The organism is Acinetobacter thutiue (assembly GCF_030385805.1).
Classification (GTDB): domain Bacteria; phylum Pseudomonadota; class Gammaproteobacteria; order Pseudomonadales; family Moraxellaceae; genus Acinetobacter; species Acinetobacter corruptisaponis.
In genome coordinates this window covers 241,017-264,145 of sequence record NZ_JAUDZE010000004.1, presented here as the reverse complement: position 1 = coordinate 264,145, position 23,129 = coordinate 241,017, and the positions used below count along the sequence as shown (strand labels likewise).

The following is a 23,129-nucleotide window of genomic DNA, read 5'->3' as shown; positions in this document are numbered from 1 at the left end:
AAAAAGTATTGATAAAAATAAAATATCAATCAGCTACTGGAATTGATTACCAATTTGGTGATATTGGTGGCTCAATTTATACAGCTCAACAGCTTGATCTTATCAAAACAAAAAAATTGCAGGTAGTTATTGGTGACAACAATTCAAATTATGCTGATACTGATTTTTATAAAATAGAGGTTAAAAGGGGAGATGTAATTAATATTTCCACACCAAATGGAGTTGGGATAGATGGTTATCTCAAGATTTTTGATGGAAGTGGATATCAGTTAACAGCAGCAGATAATTCTCCACTTTCTTATACCTTTAACGCAGATGGTGAGTATTATTTAGCTTTTAGCACATATAGTAACCGATATTATAGTCCATTCTATGAAAATAGTGGGAATTATGGCAATACGACCAAAGGTATTATAAATGTAGATATAGCATTAAATTCTGCCGAAAACCCTAGAATATACTTACTAGATAGCTATGGAAACTTAATTGTTGATACAGATATACGGCAACTTGATCTTCTTCAAACAAAATTGAACCCAAATGAAGAATATTATCTTTGGATCAATTCATCCTCAAAAAAACCTACTTATTTTTCATATACAGTTGGAATCTCAAATCAATCTAGAAATCAAATAGAATTAAATGAAAGTAGAAAAATAGAATATACTTTTGATAGTGTTGCACAATCCTATGATGTTGAGTTGAATGTTACAGAAGCGGGAACATATATCATTTATCCTGGGAAAAAGTTAGTAAATGCAAAATGGAAAATGAGTGGTCCTGGGGTTAAGGATTTAGAATGGAGTAATGATGTACTTCAGGGAAAAAATTTAACCCAAGCTGTTTATTTAACAGAAGGAACTTATAAACTTAGCATCTCAAATTATGATGCCATAGGAAGTTTTGAGCTTAATTTTATTTCAAGTCAATCACTTGAAGTATTGGTTTTAGAGCAAAACTATACTATAGATTCCTTGTTACCTGGACAATTCGTTACTTATGCTATCGATTCGAATTATCTAGATGAATATACTTTTAAATTAGCGAGTAATTATCCTGATTTAAATATTATTGTTTGGGATCAATATGGTCAACTACTTGCCAGTCATTTAACTGATGGTACAAACATCTATCAAGACTATAAACAGAATAAGATATATGTTTCTGTAATTAATGAAAGTTTATATAAGACTCTAGAGAATATAAATTTAAAATATGAAAAAGTAGAACATACACAACCAATAAATATTATAAAACCTATTGTGTTGAATCAAGAAGTAGAGGTGTTGGCAAAAGACTTACCTCGAAATATTAACTACGATTTTAAACTTGAAAATGATAGTTTTGTTAGTTTTGAGTTTTTGGAAAATATTTATGAAAATGTTTCTATCATTGGGCCTCAGGGAGAAATCTTTTCGAATGATACCAGCAAAGTAGCTGGGCAATGGCTTGTTGCAGGTCAATATTTTATAGAATTTAAAAATAAAATAAAGAATACAGATTTCAAATTTAAGATCCGAAATATAGATCAATATACTCCTTTAGATAAAAATGTATTAACCAATGTTGATCTGAGTTTAAGTAGTGGTATTAATATTTATCATTTTAGCATGGATGATAATCATAATTATTCAATTAATGTAGATCAAAATTTTGCAGAATCTAAATTTAGGATTCTAAGTCAAGATGGTTTTGAGATAGTAAGTGGTAGTTTGACAACAGATAAGATTTATTTATCTAAAAAAGATTTAATTGATGATTATATTTTGATTATTGAATCAAATGAGGGCAGAAATGCTCAATTGAATTTGAAATTAAATTCAGTTGAAAAAATTATCAAGATGAATATTCCAGATTCAATTGACTATTCATTTATAGGGCCTTATCAAAATCAATTAGTTGAATTTAATATAGAACAGGCAGGTTTGTATTTCTTTGATTTTACCTATTCGGATGGAGTGTGGTGGACTTTTGATGATCAAAATAACAACGGTGGTGAAGCAGCAGCTAGAAACTTAAATCAGGTTTATGAAAGTGCAAGTAATCAGACTACATCATACTATCTGAATAAAGGCATACATAGATTAATTTTACGTTCTCAGTGGAATACAGAATCCGCAATTAAAATACATGCAAAGGCTGCTAATGATAGTGTTGAGCTTGATCAGATTGGTTCTGAATGGGTTATTCCCGAGATTGCAGCTCATAGTGTGACCCGTTTTAAAATTCCATACTCAGTATATACTGATCTTCAATTTAAACTTCAAACCAATAATCCAGATTTATATGTTCAGATCCTTGATGAGAGTGGAAATCAGTATGAAAGCATAGATTTAGAACATCAATTTAATTTGGATATGGGGTCGGATTATATTTATTTTAGTATAGGTAATACATCTTCAGAAAGCATTAATAATATTGTTTTTGACGTTAAGAGTAAATTTAAGCCTATTGAGCTAAATGAAAAATTACAGTTTTCTTATGATGAACTGTCAAATCAGCCATTTTTTGCCTTTGAAGTTACAGAGACTGGATGGGTAACACTTGAATTTGATAACAAAAATTATCAAGAATTTTATTTAAGTAATGAGCTGGATTTTGGGTTTAGAAGTTGGCCAGAATATATCAATAATCAAAGTCAAAAAGCATTTCAAACGCTTTGGCTTGAGGCTGGAAAGTATAAACTCGAGTTCTGGCAGCCCTCTATAGATACTAATACAGAAACAAATAATATTGAAAATATCTTTGAGTTAAGTATTTTTACTAATGCTCAGCAACAGTTGCTTGAGGTAAATGAAAGTATTGAACTTAACTTAATAGCTAATCATGGTTATCAGGTATATAGAATTAATTTTTTGGATTCAAAAGAATATAGTTTAAAATTATTAGATGAAATTGAGGGTATTTATTTTAGACTATATACCACTGATGGCATTGATTATTGGTGGGATCAATTGTCTTTAGAACCAATACAATTAGAAAAAGTATATGGACATCAGGAATATATTTTAGTTATTTGGAATGATCAACAGGAAGATTTACAAAATCCTTTAATATTTATTGAGGAAAAAGATAGTTCTACGACATCTATGCCAGAAGTTTCTAAGGTTTTGGTTGGAAAAGATAGTGAGGTATCAATTCAGGGACAATTTACAACTGATCAAGATTATCAAATTATTGAACTCAACATTCAACAAGATGGCATATATTTTATTTCACAATTAAATAATTTTAAGGCGGTGGAATGGGAACTTATGCGTCCACCTTTTTACTATGAGGGATACGAAAAAATTGTAAATGGTTCATATTTAAAAGCAGGTATTTATCATTTAATAATCATTAATCCTAGTGCTTTAGATGTATCGTATCAGTTCAGTGTTTTACCAGTTTCACAGATACACAACCAGATCCTTAAAAATAATGAAATTCTGATAGATTCACTTGCAGAAAATGAAACTGTATTTTATAAATTAACAGTAAATCCAGATGATGAACTGTTTCTTAAACAGCTCAGTCAGTTTCCAAATATCCAACTTAATTTGTGGGATGAAGATGGATACTTGATTAATTCTATTGATAATTTAGAACAAATTTTTGAAATTTATTCAGATTCTAGAAAAAGTCAAAGATCATATTATTTAAGTATTTCAAATGCTTCTACTGAGATTGTGGAAAATATTATTTTTATTCTACAAGATAAAAAACCGTATCTTGATTTGAATGTTGGGAACTCTATTCCAGATACTGATCTTTATCAGGGTATACGCTTTAATTTTAATATCGAACAAGAAAGTTTATATGGTTTTTATGTGGATTCACCAACAGGTTATTCTTATACCTTATATCAAGTGATAGATGGGCAGTGGTATAGAATTGATAGTTTGGTCAACCTAAATGAAAGTTTATATTTACTTGAAACTGGAAGTTATTTTATTGAGTTTTATTTTCAATATTTATATGTGAATGGAAATAATTTAAATATTAGCATTACACAAAAAGATGAACCTAAAAAACTAGTTTTAGGTAATGATAATATTATTGAAGATAAAGAAGTACAAGTTTTTGAATTTATTGCAAATAAAGATTTTAATTACTTTATTGATATCCCTACTTTAAATTATCAGGAATCTAATAGTTTAGGTTTTATCTTGATAGATGAGAATGGGTATCAAATAACAAATCAGACTTATTCTAGAACATTCTTCCTACCACCATTAGAATCAGGAAAAAAATATTGGTTAGTTTTTGAAAATTATGACCAAATTGAAACTACTTTAAATTTCTTGGAACTCAAAAAGCAAATACAGGTTCTAGTTAAGCAAGATGTGATTACAACATTTGAACATGAATTTATTTTTGAAGACCAAGAACAAGAAATTATTTTAAATGTTGAAAAATCAGGTACATATTTCTTTGATGTGTCAGCTTTTGATTCTTTTGACTATCAATTGATTGGTGCTGGATTTAATGGTGATAGTTTTGTTCCTGGACCAATGTTGGCAAGAAGCTTAGAAGAAACGCAAAATAGCTTAAGCTTACAAGCTGTTCATTTAACCGCAGGCGTATATAAACTTATTCTACGCTCAGGATGGCAGACAGGAAATGTTTCTTTTAGAGTTTTACCTGCTGCACAAGCAGTAAATTTACTTGTTAATACTGATATTATTATTGATCAGTTAGCTGCTGGGGAGTCAATTCTATACCGAGTTCATCAAGATTATTTTGCTACTTATACGGATGATTATAATCAATTTATATTTAATTATTTATCAGAAAATAGCGATATTGAGTTTGATTTCTGGACACAGGATGGTGACAGGCTTTATCCTGATTATATTGAATTACTAAAAACACAGCCTTATTTCTATATTTCAGTTAAAAATACAGGAAAAGAAACTCAGGAAGATATTCAGTTTAGTGTACAGAAAGAAAATCTAAGCATAGTTCCTACTTCAAGTGAATCTATTGTTCTGAATCAAAATATTATAAAGAACCAAAATGAGTTGGGCGATCAACTTGCATATGAATTTGATGTAAATGAAGACAGCTTCGTCTCATTTAATTTCTTGCAGTCAGCTTTTCAAAATATAAAGATTACAGGATCATCAGGACTAGTGTTTGAAGGAACACCTAGAATCTTGGATTATACAAATGGAAAGGCATTAGAGGGCTTTTGGCTCAAAGCTGGTCAATATCAAATAGAGTTCTATAATAAAATTTATGGCAAAGATCTTGAATTTATTATTCAAGATCAAAGCCAGTTTGTAGATATTGAAAAAAATCAGTCAATCTCAGTCAATTTATCAGCAAACGGTGGTTATCAATTCTTTAATCTAGCCTTGGCTCAAGATGTTGAATACTGGTTACATCATAGTGTATCTGGACAAAATTTATCGAATTTAAGGTTTAGCTTATATAGTCAAGATGGTCGTAAAATTTCTAGTGGTAATCTTTCTACACTGTATCAAGCTTTACCTATAGAAGAACTGGATTCTAAATACATCTTATTGGTTGAAAATTCAAGTAATGTTCAGATTCAATATACACTTGGTTTAATAGAAAAAGAATTTTCTCAGCCGAAAAATATAGAATTGAATACGACAATTAATGACCAATTTATAGGGTTGAATCAAAAGCAAACTTATACATTTACTGTAGAACAGTTGACAGCCTTAAAGCTTGAGCAGCTGTCTTTGACAAGTGCAAGTAATTCTTATCAAATTAAAAACAGTAAAGGTCAAATTATAAATCCTAATTATGGTCTTTACATGTTGGCTGCTGATACCTATACACTGACGGTAAGCAATAGTAATAATCCAAATGATACTACAAATTTATTTAGCTTTAAAACGACAATAGCAAGTCAGTTTGTTGATTTGAATATAAATACTCAGACTTCTATTATATTAAATAATGGTATTCCAGATAAATTATTTAAGGTGTATTTGGATAAAGACAAACTTTATGATTTAAGTAAGGATTATTACACTTATAGTGGTTTTATTATTTATGATCAAGATGGTGTTGCTGTAAAAAATATTTCACCAAATTATTATAGTTATGGTGCTAGTTTTGAAATTAATAAAACTGGATATTATTATATTCATTCAATAAATTATGGTTATAGTAATTATACGGGAAATGTAAGTTTTTCACTCAATGAAAAGCCACAGTATATTGATATTTTACTTAACCAGCCTATCTCTGGGAGTTTGATTGGTTCTGGAAGTAAACAAAATTATAATATTGATATCACTAAGGATTCTTTGTTTAAAATTATTGGGTATACTGGTAATGCTTATCTAACTGTTAAAAACAAAGATACTGGTAATAATATTTATAATGGTTATATTAATAATGGTGATTATTTAAATCTACAAATAGGTAATTATGAAATTGTCGTTTCTTCTTATAGTTATGAATCTCAAAGTTATAGTTTCTCATTAGTTGATTTATTAAACAATAATTCTGGTGAAATTCATATAAATCAATCACTGGAAGTAAATATTGATGATAGTCGAAAAGCAACTGTACAAACTCTCAGTGGACAGGCAGGAGAAAATTGGCTTATTGACCTGAGAAATATAGGTAACAATTATCAGAATATTCGTTGGGAACTATATGATCCCTCAGGAAAAAGAGTTATTTCATCATATCAATATGGAAGTCAGGATAATTCTGTTAAATATACTTTGACCCAATCGGGTCAATATCAACTATTGGTATGGGGTTATTCATCTAATTCAGTAAGAACAACTTCAATTTTAGTTACTAAACCAGTTGAAGTGAAACAGGCAGCTAAAATTGGTGATCAGATCTCAGGTCAGATAGTTAAAGCTGGTGATGTTCATACATATACACTGAAATTAGATGAACCAACAGCTTTTATTGTGGATGCTGTATTAGGTAATACGAATTTCAGTATTATCTGTGAAGATGGTACTGTAGTTGCTACAAATAGCTATTCTGTACAATATTTAGCAGCAGGAAATTATCGTTTCATATTTAGTGGGACGAGATCCGATACACCAGCTTACTCATTTAAGTTGATTGACTATATTACTCAGTCATTGGCAGTGAGCGGTATCGACAATATTAGCTCTGAATTGAAAGTTGGTGAGAAGCTGGCATTTGTTGAATTGAGTACACAGTCAGGGCAAAAGTACAGTTTTGACTTTACAACCAGTACGAATCTTTGGTATCAGGTCGTGGATGCGAATGGGCAGGTCCTCATTTCGGGCAATGATTATTATAACAGCGCTACATTTATTGCACCTGACAATCGCACTTATCTGATCATTGGAAGATCAAATACAAGTACAGTAAATTCTTTCAATGTACAAGTTGTACCCGTTTTAAATAGTTTAGCACCATTACAGTCTGGTCAAACAGTCAATGTATCTATGTTAAAGCTGGCTGATCAGGCTGAATATACTTTTAGTATGGTGAATGAAGGTTGGCTGATTCTGGAGAATATTGCTTCAACCAATACTAACGTTACCCTAGCTTTATGGAATCAAAATAACAATCAGCTTTTCAGTTATAACAACTTACTTTCTGCTAATGGAACTGCAAGAGTTTATCTTGCAGCTGGGCATTATTCATTAAGAGTAAATTCAAATACTGATCAGGCAACTACATTGCGATTTGATGCTCGTATTGATCAAGCAGGCTTATATGCCAATGCAGGTCAGACCTTAGCTACTGCTCAGGAATTATTCCTGAAAAATGGTCAAACTGAAATAAATGTTATTCAGCCTGTCATCAATCAACCTTATATTTATAGATTGATGCTAAATCAGGGAGATATGTTGAATGCAATACTTTCTGATGCTCAAGCAGGGCAAATCCGTCTATTGGATTCATCAGGAAATGAATTAATTGTAGGAACCGTGGGTACTCTACAGCATGATGCGACTTTAACTGGTATCTATTATCTGGAACTTAAAAATAATAATGCTGGTGCACAAAGCATTGTGCTAAACCGTACCAAGGCGAATCAGCAAACAAGCGGTGATATTGGTGATACCTTTGCCACAGCTAAAGAATTAGATTTCAAAGCAGATACAAAGTTTAAAATTACCAGCAATATTGGCGATGGGGCAAATGCCAGTAAAGATGTCGACTTATATCAAATTATGTTGGTTGCTGGTGAGCGTTTAAATATTACTTCTTATACAAGTGGTAATTTCCTTACACGAATTTTTGATGCTACGGGAACAGAAGTTTATAGTACAAATTATGCTGATGAATCGGGATATTACTATTATACTGCAACAAAAACAGGAGTTTATTATATTGGGCTAAGTGGGTATAATAATTATAGTTATAATCCACTAACTGGTACTAATACACGAGAAGGATATTACACAGGATTAAATACAGTTGGTTTTAGCCGTCAGTCTGGATTTATTCGTCCAGTTACACAATTTACTGAGCAAATAGTCCTACCAGAAAATATTACTTCTACAGAGAACTGGTCTGGTAGTATGAGTACCAATTCATCTCAGGAATTTTATTTTGAAGTGAAAACTGATGGTCTATATTATTTAGACCGTATCCAGTCAACCTATAATTCTTCATATAATTATCAGGTTTCTGTGCTTGATGCTCAATCAAGAGTTGTGGGGACAGGCTTTAATGCTACTTACTATTTAAAAACTGGTATATATAAATACATCGTCAGCAATCCATCTTATGCAGAAAATATTCAATTTAAATGGAGTAATTTGTCTGCCCAGGCAACTGAGATTCAGCAGGGTCAATCTATAACATTAAATTATTCAAAAAATGCGACAGCCAATCGTGTATTTAAAGTCTATGCGGAAGCAGGCCAGACTATACAGTTTAATAGTCTTGGACAGATATCTGGAAATACACCACTCTATAGAATTGTGAATGAGTTCGGTCAAACCCTATCAGGAGACAATCTGAGTTCATCACAAGATGGTTCTTTGATTAGTCTGAAGCATAGTGGATATTATTATATTATTTTTGACGATATATCGAATGGATACAATTCTGAATATTATCAGTATTCAGGTTCTGTTTCGTTTCAGCTTGATAGCATAAATTTACAGAATATTCCTCAGCTACATTTAAATGATAAAATCTCAGGATTTTTAAATGCTGCAAATCAGGAAGTAACATATCGTATACAAATAGATGAGAAATCAACCATACTATTTGATCTATTAACAGCAACTGATTCAAATATTTTATTTACAATCATTGATCGTAATGGTGGTACGATTTTTTCTGGTTATTCAGACAATCTCATCAATAGCAGCTTACTTTCACTTAATGCTGGAAATTATACAGTTAAGATTAAGACAACTTCTTTTAGTCAACAGGCTTATGGCTTTAAACTTTTGGATTTAACCCAGGTTCAACAGCTAAGCAGTGGCCAAATTGTTGAAGACCGTCTTAAACCTCAAGGTGAGCTGTTTGCATATCAGATTGATGCAAATGCTGGGGATCGTATATTTATTGATTTTGATGAGTTAATTGCACAAAGCTATGGCTATTACAATGGTCAGTGGAAGCAAAACTATTCAACAAACTTAATTGTCATTGATCCTTATGGGCGTAAGCAGACAATATCTAGAAACGATATTAATAATCTGGGTTCAGAGTTTGTTGCGACGGTTTCAGGTAAGTACACCATATTGTTTGATGAACTGAATCGTTATGATATTGAGTTACCATTCCGTATGGCGGTGTATATACATGCACCATCCAATCCTATTGTGATTGAGACTGAAAATAAGCCTAAAGTGAATTTGGCTGCGCAAAATTTGAATGTGAAGAGTGTTGATGGTAGCACCATTCAGGCAGGAAGCCAGCTTGAGATTCAATGGACGCTAACCAATGAGGGCGATATCAGCACATTTGGTGATTTTACTGACCGTATTTTGATTAAACGTAAAGATACTGGTGAAATTATTGCTGAAAGTCTGGTGTCTTATTCTGAACAGCAGAATGGAGGTATTCTGGCTCAGCAGTCAATAATTCGAACAGCTGTAGTTAAACTTCCAGAAGGAAATTTAGGGGCTGGCGATTTTGAAATCATTGTTGAAGCAGATTTTTATAATCATCAAAAAGAAACAGCTGAAACCAGAAAGAATAACCAGATCTCTTTAGATTTTGCCAGCGGATTAAGAAACTATCCTAATTTAACTGTAGAACAGTTAGCTTTATCTCCGACCCTTAACTGGCAAGCAGGTGAGACTGTAACACTTAACTGGAATGTGAAAAATACAGGTCAGGCAGTGGCTCAGGGCAACTGGGTGGAACGTGTTGAAATTATTAATCTCACCACGGGTGCGGTTGTTGTTGGTAAAGACATCTTTATGACCGAACAAAGTCTAAATGCGAACATTGATATTCAGCGTAGCTTTGATTTTATCTGGCCATCCGATGTTCATGCGATTGGACAATTTGCCATTAAAGTTAAAGTCGATGTCCTCAATACTATCCCAGAATATAGTACACAGGGTTCATTGGAAAATGATAATGAAACACAGATTACAGTGAGTGCAGGACCAGATCTGATTGTTAGAAATTTACAGCTTTTACAACCACAAATACAGTCAGGCGATCATGTAACCGTTGTATGGCAAGATGTTAACCAGGGTAGTGTTGCAACACCTAAAAACTATCAGGATAGGATCATTATCCGTGCAAAAAATGCGGATGGTAGTATAGGTAAGGTTGTTTTAAATTTTGCCGTTGCATTCAATGGTCAGGATGCTTTGCCAATCATGGCTGGTGAAACACGTAACCGTAGTTTCAGTTTTAATATGCCAGAAGGTGTGGATGGTATTGGTCAATTTATTATTGAGGTGATTGCTGATAACAATATCTCAGGACAAGGTGTTATCTATGAGGTGAATGCTTCAGGTAATGCTGAAACAAATAATGCTTTGTCAACAACATTTATCTCTACTGCAAAAACCTATGCAGACTTGGCTGTATCTCAAATTGTCGTTCCAACCAGTATTGGTGCGGGAAATACAGCGGAGATTCAATGGACTGTAACGAATAGTGGCGACAAAGCGGCTGAAGGACAATGGGTAGACCGTGTCATTCTAAGCCGTGATGCAATTATTGGTAACTCCGATGATATTATTTTAGCAAGTTATAATCGAGTGAGAGACCTGAACGTTGGAGAAAGTTATCAGCAGAAGATTCTGATGACAATGCCTACACGTCTTGAGGGTGCTTTCTATATTGGGGTGATCAGTGATGTCAACCAGAGCATAAAAGAGCCTGATGCTAGAGCTAACAACCAGGTTATCTCAGCTCAATTTAATATTGTGAAAACCTATACGGATCTTAGCCTTGAAATTATTTCATCCCCAACCGCATTAGGACGAAACGAATCTGGACGGATTGTATGGCAAGTAACCAACAACGGAAATTTAACAACGGATATTAATCGCTGGGTAGATACAGTCTATATTTCTACTAAAGCGACATTTGATTCAAGTGCAACCAGCTTGGGTTCAGTTACTCGTACAGGTGCATTGGGTGTGGGTGAGTCTTATCAGGCTTATCTGGATTTTTCGTTGAATGGAAATCTAGGTCAATATTATTTATTTGTTAAAACAGATAGTTATGGTTCTGCTTATGAACCAGAGCATACAGGAAATAATATCGTTATTTCTCAACCTGTTGTACTTGAGGGCGAAAAACTTCCAGATATTCAATTGTCTGATCTTTTGGTTGAATCACAATGGCAGTCTGGAAATCAGGTCCAATTGGCCTACACATTGACAAATATTGGAACAGCCGACTTTACAGGCTTTGTATATGACCGTATCCGTTTGGTAAATACCACAGATCCAAGTCAGACGTATATATTGGCGACACCTTCTTATAACCGTAATGTTAAAAAGGGTGAAAGCTTTAAACAACAATTGACATTAAATGTTCCAGCTATTGGTTTAGGGACATGGCGTTTGGAGGTCATTTCTGATGTAAATGACTATATCCGTGAGTTGAATGTAGTAAGTCATTCAGCGAATACACTGATTGAAATGATCAGCCCTGACCTTGTGGTTGGTAATGTAAAAACGTCAGGAATTTTGCAGGGTGGCCAGAATATTGAAGTATCATGGACAACCTACAATCAGGGAGGTGCAAAAGCTGGTCAGGTCAAGGATATCGTTTACCTGTCACTAGATGATGTTATTGATCCTAGAGATATTAAAATTGGTGAAGTGACTCATACAGAGATTGCGGGCCAATCATTTATTTCATCGATATTAAATTATCAGATCCCACAGGATTTATCTGGTCGCTGGCGTTTAATTATTGTTACCGATGCTGATAATAAAAATGTCGAATATAATGCCGAGAACAATAATAGATATCTACAAAGTGTTGATATTGCTAAGGCAGAATATGCTGACTTAATTGTCACAAATATTAGTGTTCCTACACAGACAATTGCTGATCCTGCTACCTTAAAAGTTGAGTGGACTGTTTCCAATATTGGAACGGGTGCTGGACTAAATACGACCTGGACAGATACCGTTATTTATTCTAGTGATGATGTGATTGGAAATTCGGATGACATCATCTTAGGAAAAGTTGTACATGATGGGGCTTTGGAGAAAGATGGTAATTACACTTCATCTATCCAATATCGTTTTGGACCTAACTTTACTAAACATGGCTATATATTTGTTCAAACAGATAGCTTGAAGCAAGTTTGGGAAAATGATCTGGAATCAAACAATACGACGAAATCAGATCATATTGTTGATGTAATGCCAAAAGCCTATGCCGATTTACAGGTTAATACACTGTCAATTGATAATACCCAGCAATTGATTAGTGGTGCAACAACAACTGTTAAGTGGTCTGTAAGCAATAAAGGAATAGGAATTACTGACAAGGATACCTGGGGTGATCGTATCTGGTTGAGTAGCCAGGCAGATGGAAAGGGGCAAATCTGGGAGCTTGGTTCAATTCAGCATTTGGGTTATTTAGCAAGTAACCAAGGTTATGAGCATTCCCTTACTGTCACTTTACCTGATGGATTGTCTGGAACCTATTATTTAAATGTGAGTACAGATGCAGGAAATAATGTATTTGAATTTATACATGATGGAAATAACCAAAAATTAGGTTTATCTACGGTAATCCAATTAGCAGAATATCCTGATCTTGTAGTAGATAGCATCAGTCTTCCTGCAACTGCATTTGAGGGGGCTGAAATTGAGTTTAGCTGGTCTGTTCGTAATCAAGGTGCTAAGGATGCTACGGGTAACTGGGTCGATAGTGTCCGTTTAATTTCTATTAATAACAGTAACTCATCAATTCATTTAGGTAATTTTAGTTATACACAAGGGCTGGAATTAGGTAAAACTTATACTCGAACAGAAAAAGTACGCTTGCCTTCTCGCTTGGAGGGTGCATGGCGTTTAGAGGTTGTCACCAATGCCGATTTAGGTAAAAACTCGGCTAATCAAATTTATGAGTACAATACTGCCCGTCAAAATAATACTTTAATTTCTGATGATATTTTACGTATAGATTTAAACCCTCGTCCTGATTTGCGAGTGACTCAGATTGAAGCGCCAGATACAGTTGTGGCTGGTGGCAAGGCAAGCGTTAAATTTACTGTTAGTAATATGGGGCCATTGGTTACAAGTAAACAGTGGAAAGATTCTGTCTACTTGTCTCTTGACGGTAAATTAAGCTCTGACGATATACTGATTGGTCGTTATGATAGTGGGTCAGCATTAGCACCTACTCAAAGCTATACCACAACTACAGGTGAATTTGACATTCCTTTACGTTACCGAGGGAATGTTTACATTATTGTTGTATCCGATTCAAGCAATAATCTAGATGAGTATCCAAATGAAAATAATAATATTCGAGTAGAAAAGCTTTATGTTGAACCCACACCTTTTGCTGACTTGGTTGCAAGTGATGTGGTTGCACCAGATCAGGCAAGTCATGGTAGTAGAATTACTGTTGACTATAAGGTAAGCAATAAAGGCTCTGCAAAAACTCAGGGTGATCAAAGCAGTATTAATAGCTGGATCGACAGCGTTTGGTTGACTGTAGATAAAGGCCAACCTAATCCATCTAAAGGAGATAAAAAATTAGGAGAAATTCGTCATACGGGTAATCTTGAAATTGGTGAAGATTATTTAGGCCAACTTACAGTGACAATACCTGAAGGAACGTATTCAGGTAAATACTATATTACAGTTTGGAGTGATACTTATGATGTCATTCTGGAAGATACGCTTGCGACCAATATAAATCTGGATGATCCAACTCAAAGCGATAATAATAATTACAAAGCTAGGGCAATCGATATTTTAGGTTTCTCACCACCAGATTTTACAGTGGTTGATATACAGGCGCCGATACAAGCTGTTGCAGGGGGAAGCTATCAATTTAGTTATACTGTTAAAAACCGTGCTGACGAATTTGAGGGTTCATGGACTGATGAGGTTTGGTTGGCTGATCAAGCCGATTTATCTAAGGCAACAATTAAATGGAAACTCGGTGAGTTCAGCCAAAATAGGAAGTTGAGTTATAACGAAACCTATACAGTTGAACAGATCATTCCATTATTGGCACCGTCAGTGACTGGTCTACAATTGGTTGTGCAGACGAATACACAACAATTGAAAGATAAAAATGACAAAGTTAAAGTAGAGAAAAATAAAGAGAATAATACTTCTTCAGTTACTTCTCATGTGACTGCATCTGCATCAGATTTGGCTGTAACTCAAGTTATTGTCGATCAGCAAGTCTTTTCAGGTGAATTAGTTAATGTTTCTTGGACAGTGGAAAATAAGGGGGCGGATGTTTGGTCTGGTACACAATTCTGGACTGATTATATCGTCATTAGTGCTTATCCTGAGTATCGACCAGAATATTCTACAATCATTGGTTCAGTGGTTCATTCCAATGCACAGGGATTAAAAGCGGGTACAAGTTATACAACAACAGGACAATTTAATGTCCCTGCTGGTTATGATGGACAATACTATATTTATGTCTTTAGCGATGCCAAAATAGATCGAAATGGTAGATTATATATTTCTACTGATGCTGTAAATGGCATATACAATCAGCTTGCTTTAGAGGATTATCAAAAAACTGTTTTTGAAAACAACCTTATCCAAAATAATATAGCTTCGACTTTATTAAATATTGTTTATCGTGAACCTGATTTAGTTGTTAAAGATATTCAAATATCTAACCCTAATCCAGATGCTGGTGAAACAATCACTGTTACCTGGACGGTGAAGAATGAAGGAACTCGTGATACTCGTGTAACAGGTTGGTATGATGGTGTTTATTTATCAATTGATAATACGATTGATATGTCTGACTATCCAGTTGTGGATCGAGGAAGTGAATACGAGTATAGGTTTAAGGTTAAGCAAACCTCTATTCGTAATGCACAGGGACAAATAGATGTCCTAAAAGTTGGGCAAAGTTATACTCAGTCAGCTACCTTTACCTTGCCAACAGCAATCGGTGGTAATTTTAATATTATTATCAAGGCGGATACAAATTATGTTAAGGATTATGATTATCCTGTAGTTTCGAGTATTCGTAGACCACTAGATGTTATTGACAAGATTCCTTTCTATGATCAAGCGGCTGTCTTGGAATTCAAGGATGAAGGTAACAACGAAAAATCAATTGCTCTAATCATTAATTACGTAAGTCCACCCGATTTGCAGGTGACAAGTGTAAATAGCCCAACGAGTGTGATTTCAGGTCAAAAAGTTGATATCTCATATACAGTAAAAAATCTTGGTGGAAAAACTCCATCAGATCAGGGTTCATGGACAGACCTGATTTATTTGTCTACTGACCGAGTGCTTGATTTAAATAAAGATAAGCTTCTAGGCTTTGTGAACCATAATGGTGGTCTTGCCGCAAATGCTGAATATGCCGCTTCTATCCAGGCACAAATTCCAACAGATATGAACGGGACTTATTATGTCTTTGTTGTGACTGACCCTGCTTATTACCGTGATAGTGTAACAGGTAGAGTTTTTGAATTTGAAAATGATTTAAATAATACCCTTGCTGCTGAGCAACCATTATTGATTATTCAACCTGATCCTGCTGATTTACAGGTGACAGATATTGTATTGCCTGCTCAAATTAAAACGGGTGAGGCAATTCGTATAGAATATACTGTTAAAAACCTGGCCGATTACCAGGCACATGGTCAATGGTCAGATACGGTTTACCTATCTAGAAATAATACGTGGGACAATCAGGATGTTCTGTTGGGACGTTTTACCCACCAAGGTGGTCTAGACGCACGTCAACAATATACTGGTTTTATTGAAACGCTCTTACCAACAGTTCAGGATGGGCAGTGGTATATTATTGTTCGACCAGATATTTATAATGAAGTGTATGAAGGTGATATTGTTTATAACGAAACGGGTTTAAATATTGCACCAAATGAAGCAAATAATGAAACTGCATCGGCATCAACCATTACAGTAACAGTACCTAAATTATTATTGAATACGAGTACTGACCTAAAATTAGGTAGTGGTGACCAGTATCTCTATAAATTGGAAGTGGGTCAGGGTGAAACCTTGCGTGTACGTCTGGACTCCAGTGCGGTCAATGGTTCAAATGAGCTTTATATTCGTTATGAAGCTGTACCGAACAGTGGACAATATGATTTTGCCTATACCTTGGTAAACTCGCCAGACCAGGAATTATTCGTTCCAACAACACAAGCTGGAAACTATTATATTCTTATAAAATCCAGTAATTCCGCAAAAAATACAGCAGCAACAATTATTGCTGAAACATTACCACTCTCCATTACTAAAGTGACACCAGACCAAGGTGGTACAGGAACAGATGATTATCGCTGGGTCACCATGGATATTTATGGTGCCCAATTTGCAGCGGGTGCTTTAGTTAAACTGAGCCGTCCTGGTGTTTTTGAGATTGAACCAGAACGTTGGCAGGTATTGGATGCAACCCATATCCGTGCTGTGTTTGACTTACGTCAAGTACCACATGGTTTGTATGATATCGTGGTCATTAATCCAAATGGAGATCGGGTGGTTGAACCTTATCGCTACTTGGTGGAACGTGCAATTGAGCCTGATGTTACCATCGGTTTAGGTGGAGCAAGTCAAATCGCACCAGGTGAAACGGGTATTTACAGTATCTCTCTACAAAGCTTAACCAATGTCGACACACCATACGTCCGTCTTGATATTGGTGCAGTGGAGATGGGCTATAATGAATCACTGATTGAAGGGTTAAATCTGCCATTTATTCTTTTTGGTTCAAATGTTGGTGGACAACCATCAGGAATTGTTATTGGAGATCAGGCAAATACCCAGCAATATGGTGTTACACCAACGGACCAGAGTAAGCTTAATCAAATTGCTTGGGCAAGTCTGGATTCAACCTTAAACACTTCTGGTATTAACTTGGCTCCAGGTTATGCTTTCGATGTAAATGCTTCTGGATTTACAGGTTTTACCTTTAATATCAAAACTTATCCTGGCCTAAAAGAATGGCTCAATATGGATTTTGAGGGCTTGCGAGATCAGCTCTATATAATTCATCCTGAATGGAAAACACAGGGATTATTAGATAATGGTGTTTATGACCTGAATAAAATTTCAGGGGGACTTGCAACACGATTCCTAGATACTGAAGAACGTTTAAGCAAAATAGAAATGTTGGCGTTAGATTTTCGTTTTAATATTGCTGCCGCTGCGACTCCAATTACGCGTGCTGAATTTATTCAGGATCAAACCAAACATGCATTAAAAATGCGTGATGCGATTTTGAATGATAATTTGGCGAATCCAGGCTTAAAAGCATTGGCTGCGGATGAGGTACAATGGGTACAGGGCTGGTTGGCAGCTTTGGAGGATGCAGGATTATTACGTCCAGAAAATCAGGCCCCAGCAATTCGTGAGAGTGTGCAGGTTCTTAGCCTGACAGCAAATTTGGCAACGGGTATTTTATTATCTAAAGCTGGGGAAAGTTACCAAACCAAGGCTAGTGTATTGTCGTTCTTTGAACAAATGCAAAAATGGTATGGTGACACCTCTAAATGGGCGGGGGACCCAGAAGCCCTAAAAGCTCAGACTGATTATTATGAATATCGACAAGATAATGATGGGAATTTTGTATTAAGTCCTGTTCCAAAAAATATCACAGCAGAAGACTTGATTCTAAATAGTGAGAATAATAAGCATTTCATTAACTTTAACATCTTTGCTGGTGATAAATCACAGTTAGAGTATCTACGTCATTTAGGTTTATTGGATGAGAGGTTTAATCCAATTGGCGCACAGGCGCTTGCCTTAACCCAATATCTACAGCAAATGGCTGCTGTAAATACTGATGTGGTGCATGTGCAGGGTCCATCGGTGATGCCACATACTGATGGTAAGAGCTATGTACCAAGTGAGACGGCACTACCATTTAAGATCAGTTTCCAAAACACCACTGAGCAATCACTGCACCAGATTCGCTTGGTCACAGCGATTGATGAACAGCTTGATCCATATACCTTGCGTTTAACGGACATGAAGATTGGAGACATCAATATCCATGTTCCAGAGAACCGCAGTAGTTTTACCAGTGATTTTGACTTTACAGGTAGCCTGGGCTTTATTTTACGTGTCAGTGCAGGCATTGATGCAGAGAACCATGTACTCACCTGGTTGATACAGGCGATTGATCCAAATACAGGTGAGCTTTCAACCCAGAACCTGCATCGTTTATTAAAACTGGATGGCAATAATAAAGGTTTTGTTGGCTATACCATTCAGTCAATTGAAACTGCAAAATCCAATGAGGAAATTGTGTCACAGGCCCGTATCTATTTGAATAATACGCCACCTGTAGATAGTCAAATCTCAACCTATGTTCTGGATAATCAACGTCCAGTAACAGCCTTAAATGTGGTTTCTCAGCAAAGCACCACGGCGAATCAGGTACATTATAAAGTACAGTGGACTGCACAAGATGATGTCAGTGGTGTCAAACATGTGACTTTATATGTTGCAGAAAATGGCGGTGACTTTAAAATCTGGCAAAAACAACTGACCCAGGCGACAGGTGAATTGTTATTTATTGGGCAAGCAGGTATTCACTATGAATTTCTTGCAGTTGCAACCGATGTGGCAGGAAATCAGGAAGTTGCCAAAGTGACCAATGCCGTGATTCCTGATGATGGTTCAAGACAACAGTTACTCACCGAAATTGGCAGCAATGAGTCTTTACAACAAACCACCCAAGTACCTCAAGCTGCGCAGGATCGTAGTTATCTCAATAATTCTATTTTTGTAGAGACTCAAAAAGGTCTGGCAGGACAAATTGATAAAAATCAAAATACTGATTTAAATTCTATTTTATCGCCGTTTACCCTAAATACATTTGCAAGTGGTTTTAATGCCAGCCAGGGTGAAGTGGGTGCATTAGCAATGGTTGAATTGCCTGATCACCGTATTTTAGTCAGTGCTGGGCAGTACCGTAATCAACTGTTTATTTATGGGGAAGATGGAGGTACTCAACAGAAACCACTTTATACCTTTGATCAGCCGATTATGGATATGGCAGTGGATTCTAAAGGACAGTTATGGGTGCTGACTGGACAGGAATTGTGGTTACTGGATTATTCAACAGGTCAGATTATTGAGCGAATCAAGGGACCTGCCAATGAACCATTGACCCATGCTTTGGCGGTTGAACCTGAAACTGATCGCATCTATGTTTCATCTGGCAATGGTATTGAGATTTTTGATATTAATGCACCAGTTGGGCAACAATGGACACATTTCTCGAATACTCTGGTATCAGATTTAAGTTTCTCACCAGATGGTCGTTTATGGGCAGTACGCTGGACCAGTGCAAATATTCTGTCTCATCTTGGCAAAACCGATATCATCAGTTTCCCATTGACAGGAAAAACCAAGGGTCGTGCAGAAGTTGAATATACCTTAAATGGTCTCATTGATAGTTTGGTGTTTGGTCAAAAAGGCACAGCATTTGAAGGGCTATTATTTGCTTCTGCCAATAATAGCCAACAGTTTACCAATAGCAGTAAGTCATTACCAAAACAGGACAATGCTGCTGTCTGGATGATTAGCTTGGCAAAACGTCAGGCAATTCAATTGGCCCAAGGTGGTTCACGTGGTGAATCGATTCTGATTACACATGACCAGCGTATCTTGGTTGCACAAACCAATACGATTGATGAAATTGCCTTACTCAAAGCACCAACTGTGATTGCCAGTTCAATTCAGGATGGTGCATATATTCCACTACCATTAAGCTATGCAACGATCAGCTTTGATCAGGCAATGTGGTTAGGAAATAATGGGAATGATAGTACTGATGTTGCCAGCGTTTTAAATCCAGCAAACTATCGTTTCGTCGGTGTAGGCAAGAATGTCAATCAAGTCCTGACCCCAGAATCAGTGCAATGGAATAAGGCAACCAATAGTGTCGTTTTGACTTTGCCAAATATTGCTGCTGGACAATGGCGACTTGAGGTGTCCTCTAATCTACAGAGTGCTAAACAAACTCGACTTGAGGGTGTGTATACCGCGGCATTTACCACAGTGACTGACTACAGTGCCTTTGTTCACATTGAGTTTGATAAGACCCGTGCAGACCGTTTAAATGGGACAGTCAGCTATGATGTAAAACTCACCAATATTGGTCAGGATAATATTCAGGGACCACTGTTATTGTTACTTGATCCAGGCCATTATTTTAATGGTGGTATTGTTTCGGCAATACAGGGGCAAGGACTACAAAATGAATTGTGGTTACTGGATATAGGCAGTTATCTACAAGCGAACGGCGGTAGTCTAAAAGTTGGAGAAAGTCTGGCGGGCATTACTGTCTCTGTGGTCAAAGCTGAAGATTTAACCTTGTCTAATGATGCAGCCCGTTTATTAAAATTCGATCTTGCACATCAAGTTTATGCACTTCCTTATGATAACCAGCCACCTGTGATGAGTTATGATGAAACTAAACTCAGGGCTAAAGTCAATGAAAGCTGGAATTTCGATTTAACCGCCACTGATCAGGATGGTAACCAGTTCTACTGGAGTATTGTGGAGGCACCACAGGGTGTAAGTATTGATTCAGTCACGACAGGACAAGTTTCTGATCAGGGCTATCAAGCACATGCCCAATTGCACTGGACACCAACGACCCAAGATCGTGTGGATAGTGAAATTTTGGTAAAAGTCGTTGATAGTCGTGGTGGTGTTGCACTTAAACGACTCAAAATTCAGGTGGATGGTGCAAATCATGTGCCAGTCATTGCGACGATACGAGATATCGTTTTAACCGAAGGGCAGAGTCTCAGTCAGCAACTTCTGGTAGCTGATGAAGATGGTGATCGCCTCAGCATGGTGGTGCGTAATTTACCTGCTGGCGCTGAGTTTGATGTGGCTACAGGCCTATTAACCTGGACACCAGCTTATGATCAGGCAGGTCAATATGAAAATATTGAGTTGATCGTATCTGATGGAAAACACGAAAGCCGTTACCAGTTTAATATTACGGTAAAACAGGGCTATGAAAAACCTGTGTTATTGCCTGTGGCAGCACAACAGTTACGAGAGGGTGAGCGCTTTAGCTTGCAATTGGCAGGGAATCTGCCACATGGACTAATGCAATATACAGGTCAAGACATTAAGCTAAATTATAGTGCAGAGTGGTTACCGAGTGGTGCGATCCTAAATAAAGATACGGGCTGGCTGGAATGGACACCAGGTTATGCACAGGCGGGTAGTTATGATATTCCAATCCGTTTAGTGGCAACCTATACCCCAAGCAATGGCGGTATTCCTGTTCGTACAGTTGCAACCCAGACACTGACATTGGTGGTAAATAATGCCAATGCTGCACCACAGTTTGAATCCAGCCCAACATGGACGGTGTTGGAGGGTGCAAGTGTTCGCTTAAGCGTATTTGCTTTTGACCCTGACAATCCTGGATTTGAACCTGCCTTTAAATCGCATCCGCAAGGTCAGGCGGTGCAGATGTCCGATGTGCCTGCTTCTGTAAGCTATGTGGTCACAGGTTTACCAGAGGGGGCAACATTTGATCCTGAAACACTGGAAATTTACTGGAATCCAAATTATCAGCAAGCAGGTGTTTACAAGATTAAAGTGGTTGCGAGTGATGATGGCAATGGTACTGGTCAGCCGCTTTCTACAGAGCGTATCTTTACCATTAATGTACTCAATGCGAATCGAACCCCTGAAATTAGTAATCTTGAAAGTGTGATTGTTGATAAAGGTGCTGTGATTGAAATTCCAGTTACAGCAACTGATAAAGATGGCAATCCAATTGAGTTACAAATTGATGGTCTACCAAGCTTTGCAACCTATACTCAAACCCAGTCTGGCAGCAATGTTAAAGGCATGATCCGTTTTGCACCGCAAGCAGGACATCGTGGTGATTACACCATTACCGTGACGGCACGGGATAATGGCGATGGTGATATTAATCAGGTGCAGGTAGAGCGCAAGAGCTTTGTTGTTACAGTAAGAAGCTATAGTGAAGCACCTAGCCTCAGTGTGCCTACCCGAAACGTTGCCGTGGTTGGACAGCAAATCCGTGTACCAATTACTGTATCGGATCTGGATCAGGATACCCTGAATTATATTGTACAGGGATTACCTGCGGGCGCCCAGCTTGTACAAAGCACTAAATATGGTTATGCCGAAATCGTTTGGACACCAACAGCAAACCAGTTGGGACAATATGATTTAAGTGTCCAGGTATCAGATCAGGGCTTGCCACCAAAAGACTTGGGCTATGCAGTGCCAGAAAACTATGTGGCTGTGCCTAATGTGGTGGCGCAGGATATCCGTATTGTGGTACGTGCAAGTAATCTTGCACCAGAATTGCTGGATGTTCAGGTACAACAAGGTGGAAGTGTTGTACAACAAGCGGACCAAATTATCCTGCAAGCACAGGAAGGACAACAACTCACATGGAGCATGACCGTTAAGGATACTGATCTTGATCAACTGTATTGGTCATTTAGTGCCTTGCCAAAAGGTGTCAATATCACAACGCAAGCTTTGGGCAATGGACAAAGCCAGCTT

The 23,129-nt window shown here is 36.5% G+C and carries 1 protein-coding gene (only partly in view); it reads left to right on the top strand.

Annotation, left to right across the window (positions count from 1 at the left end; genetic code table 11):
* Positions 1–1,841: 1,841 nt before the first annotated feature.
* Positions 1,842–23,129, top strand: partial view of a tandem-95 repeat protein gene (locus QTA56_RS11305; protein WP_267981051.1) — the 5' portion only. The gene runs 15,111 nt beyond the window's last position; the window shows 21,288 of its 36,399 coding nt (coding positions 1–21,288); its start codon is at positions 1,842–1,844; its stop codon lies beyond the right edge, outside the window.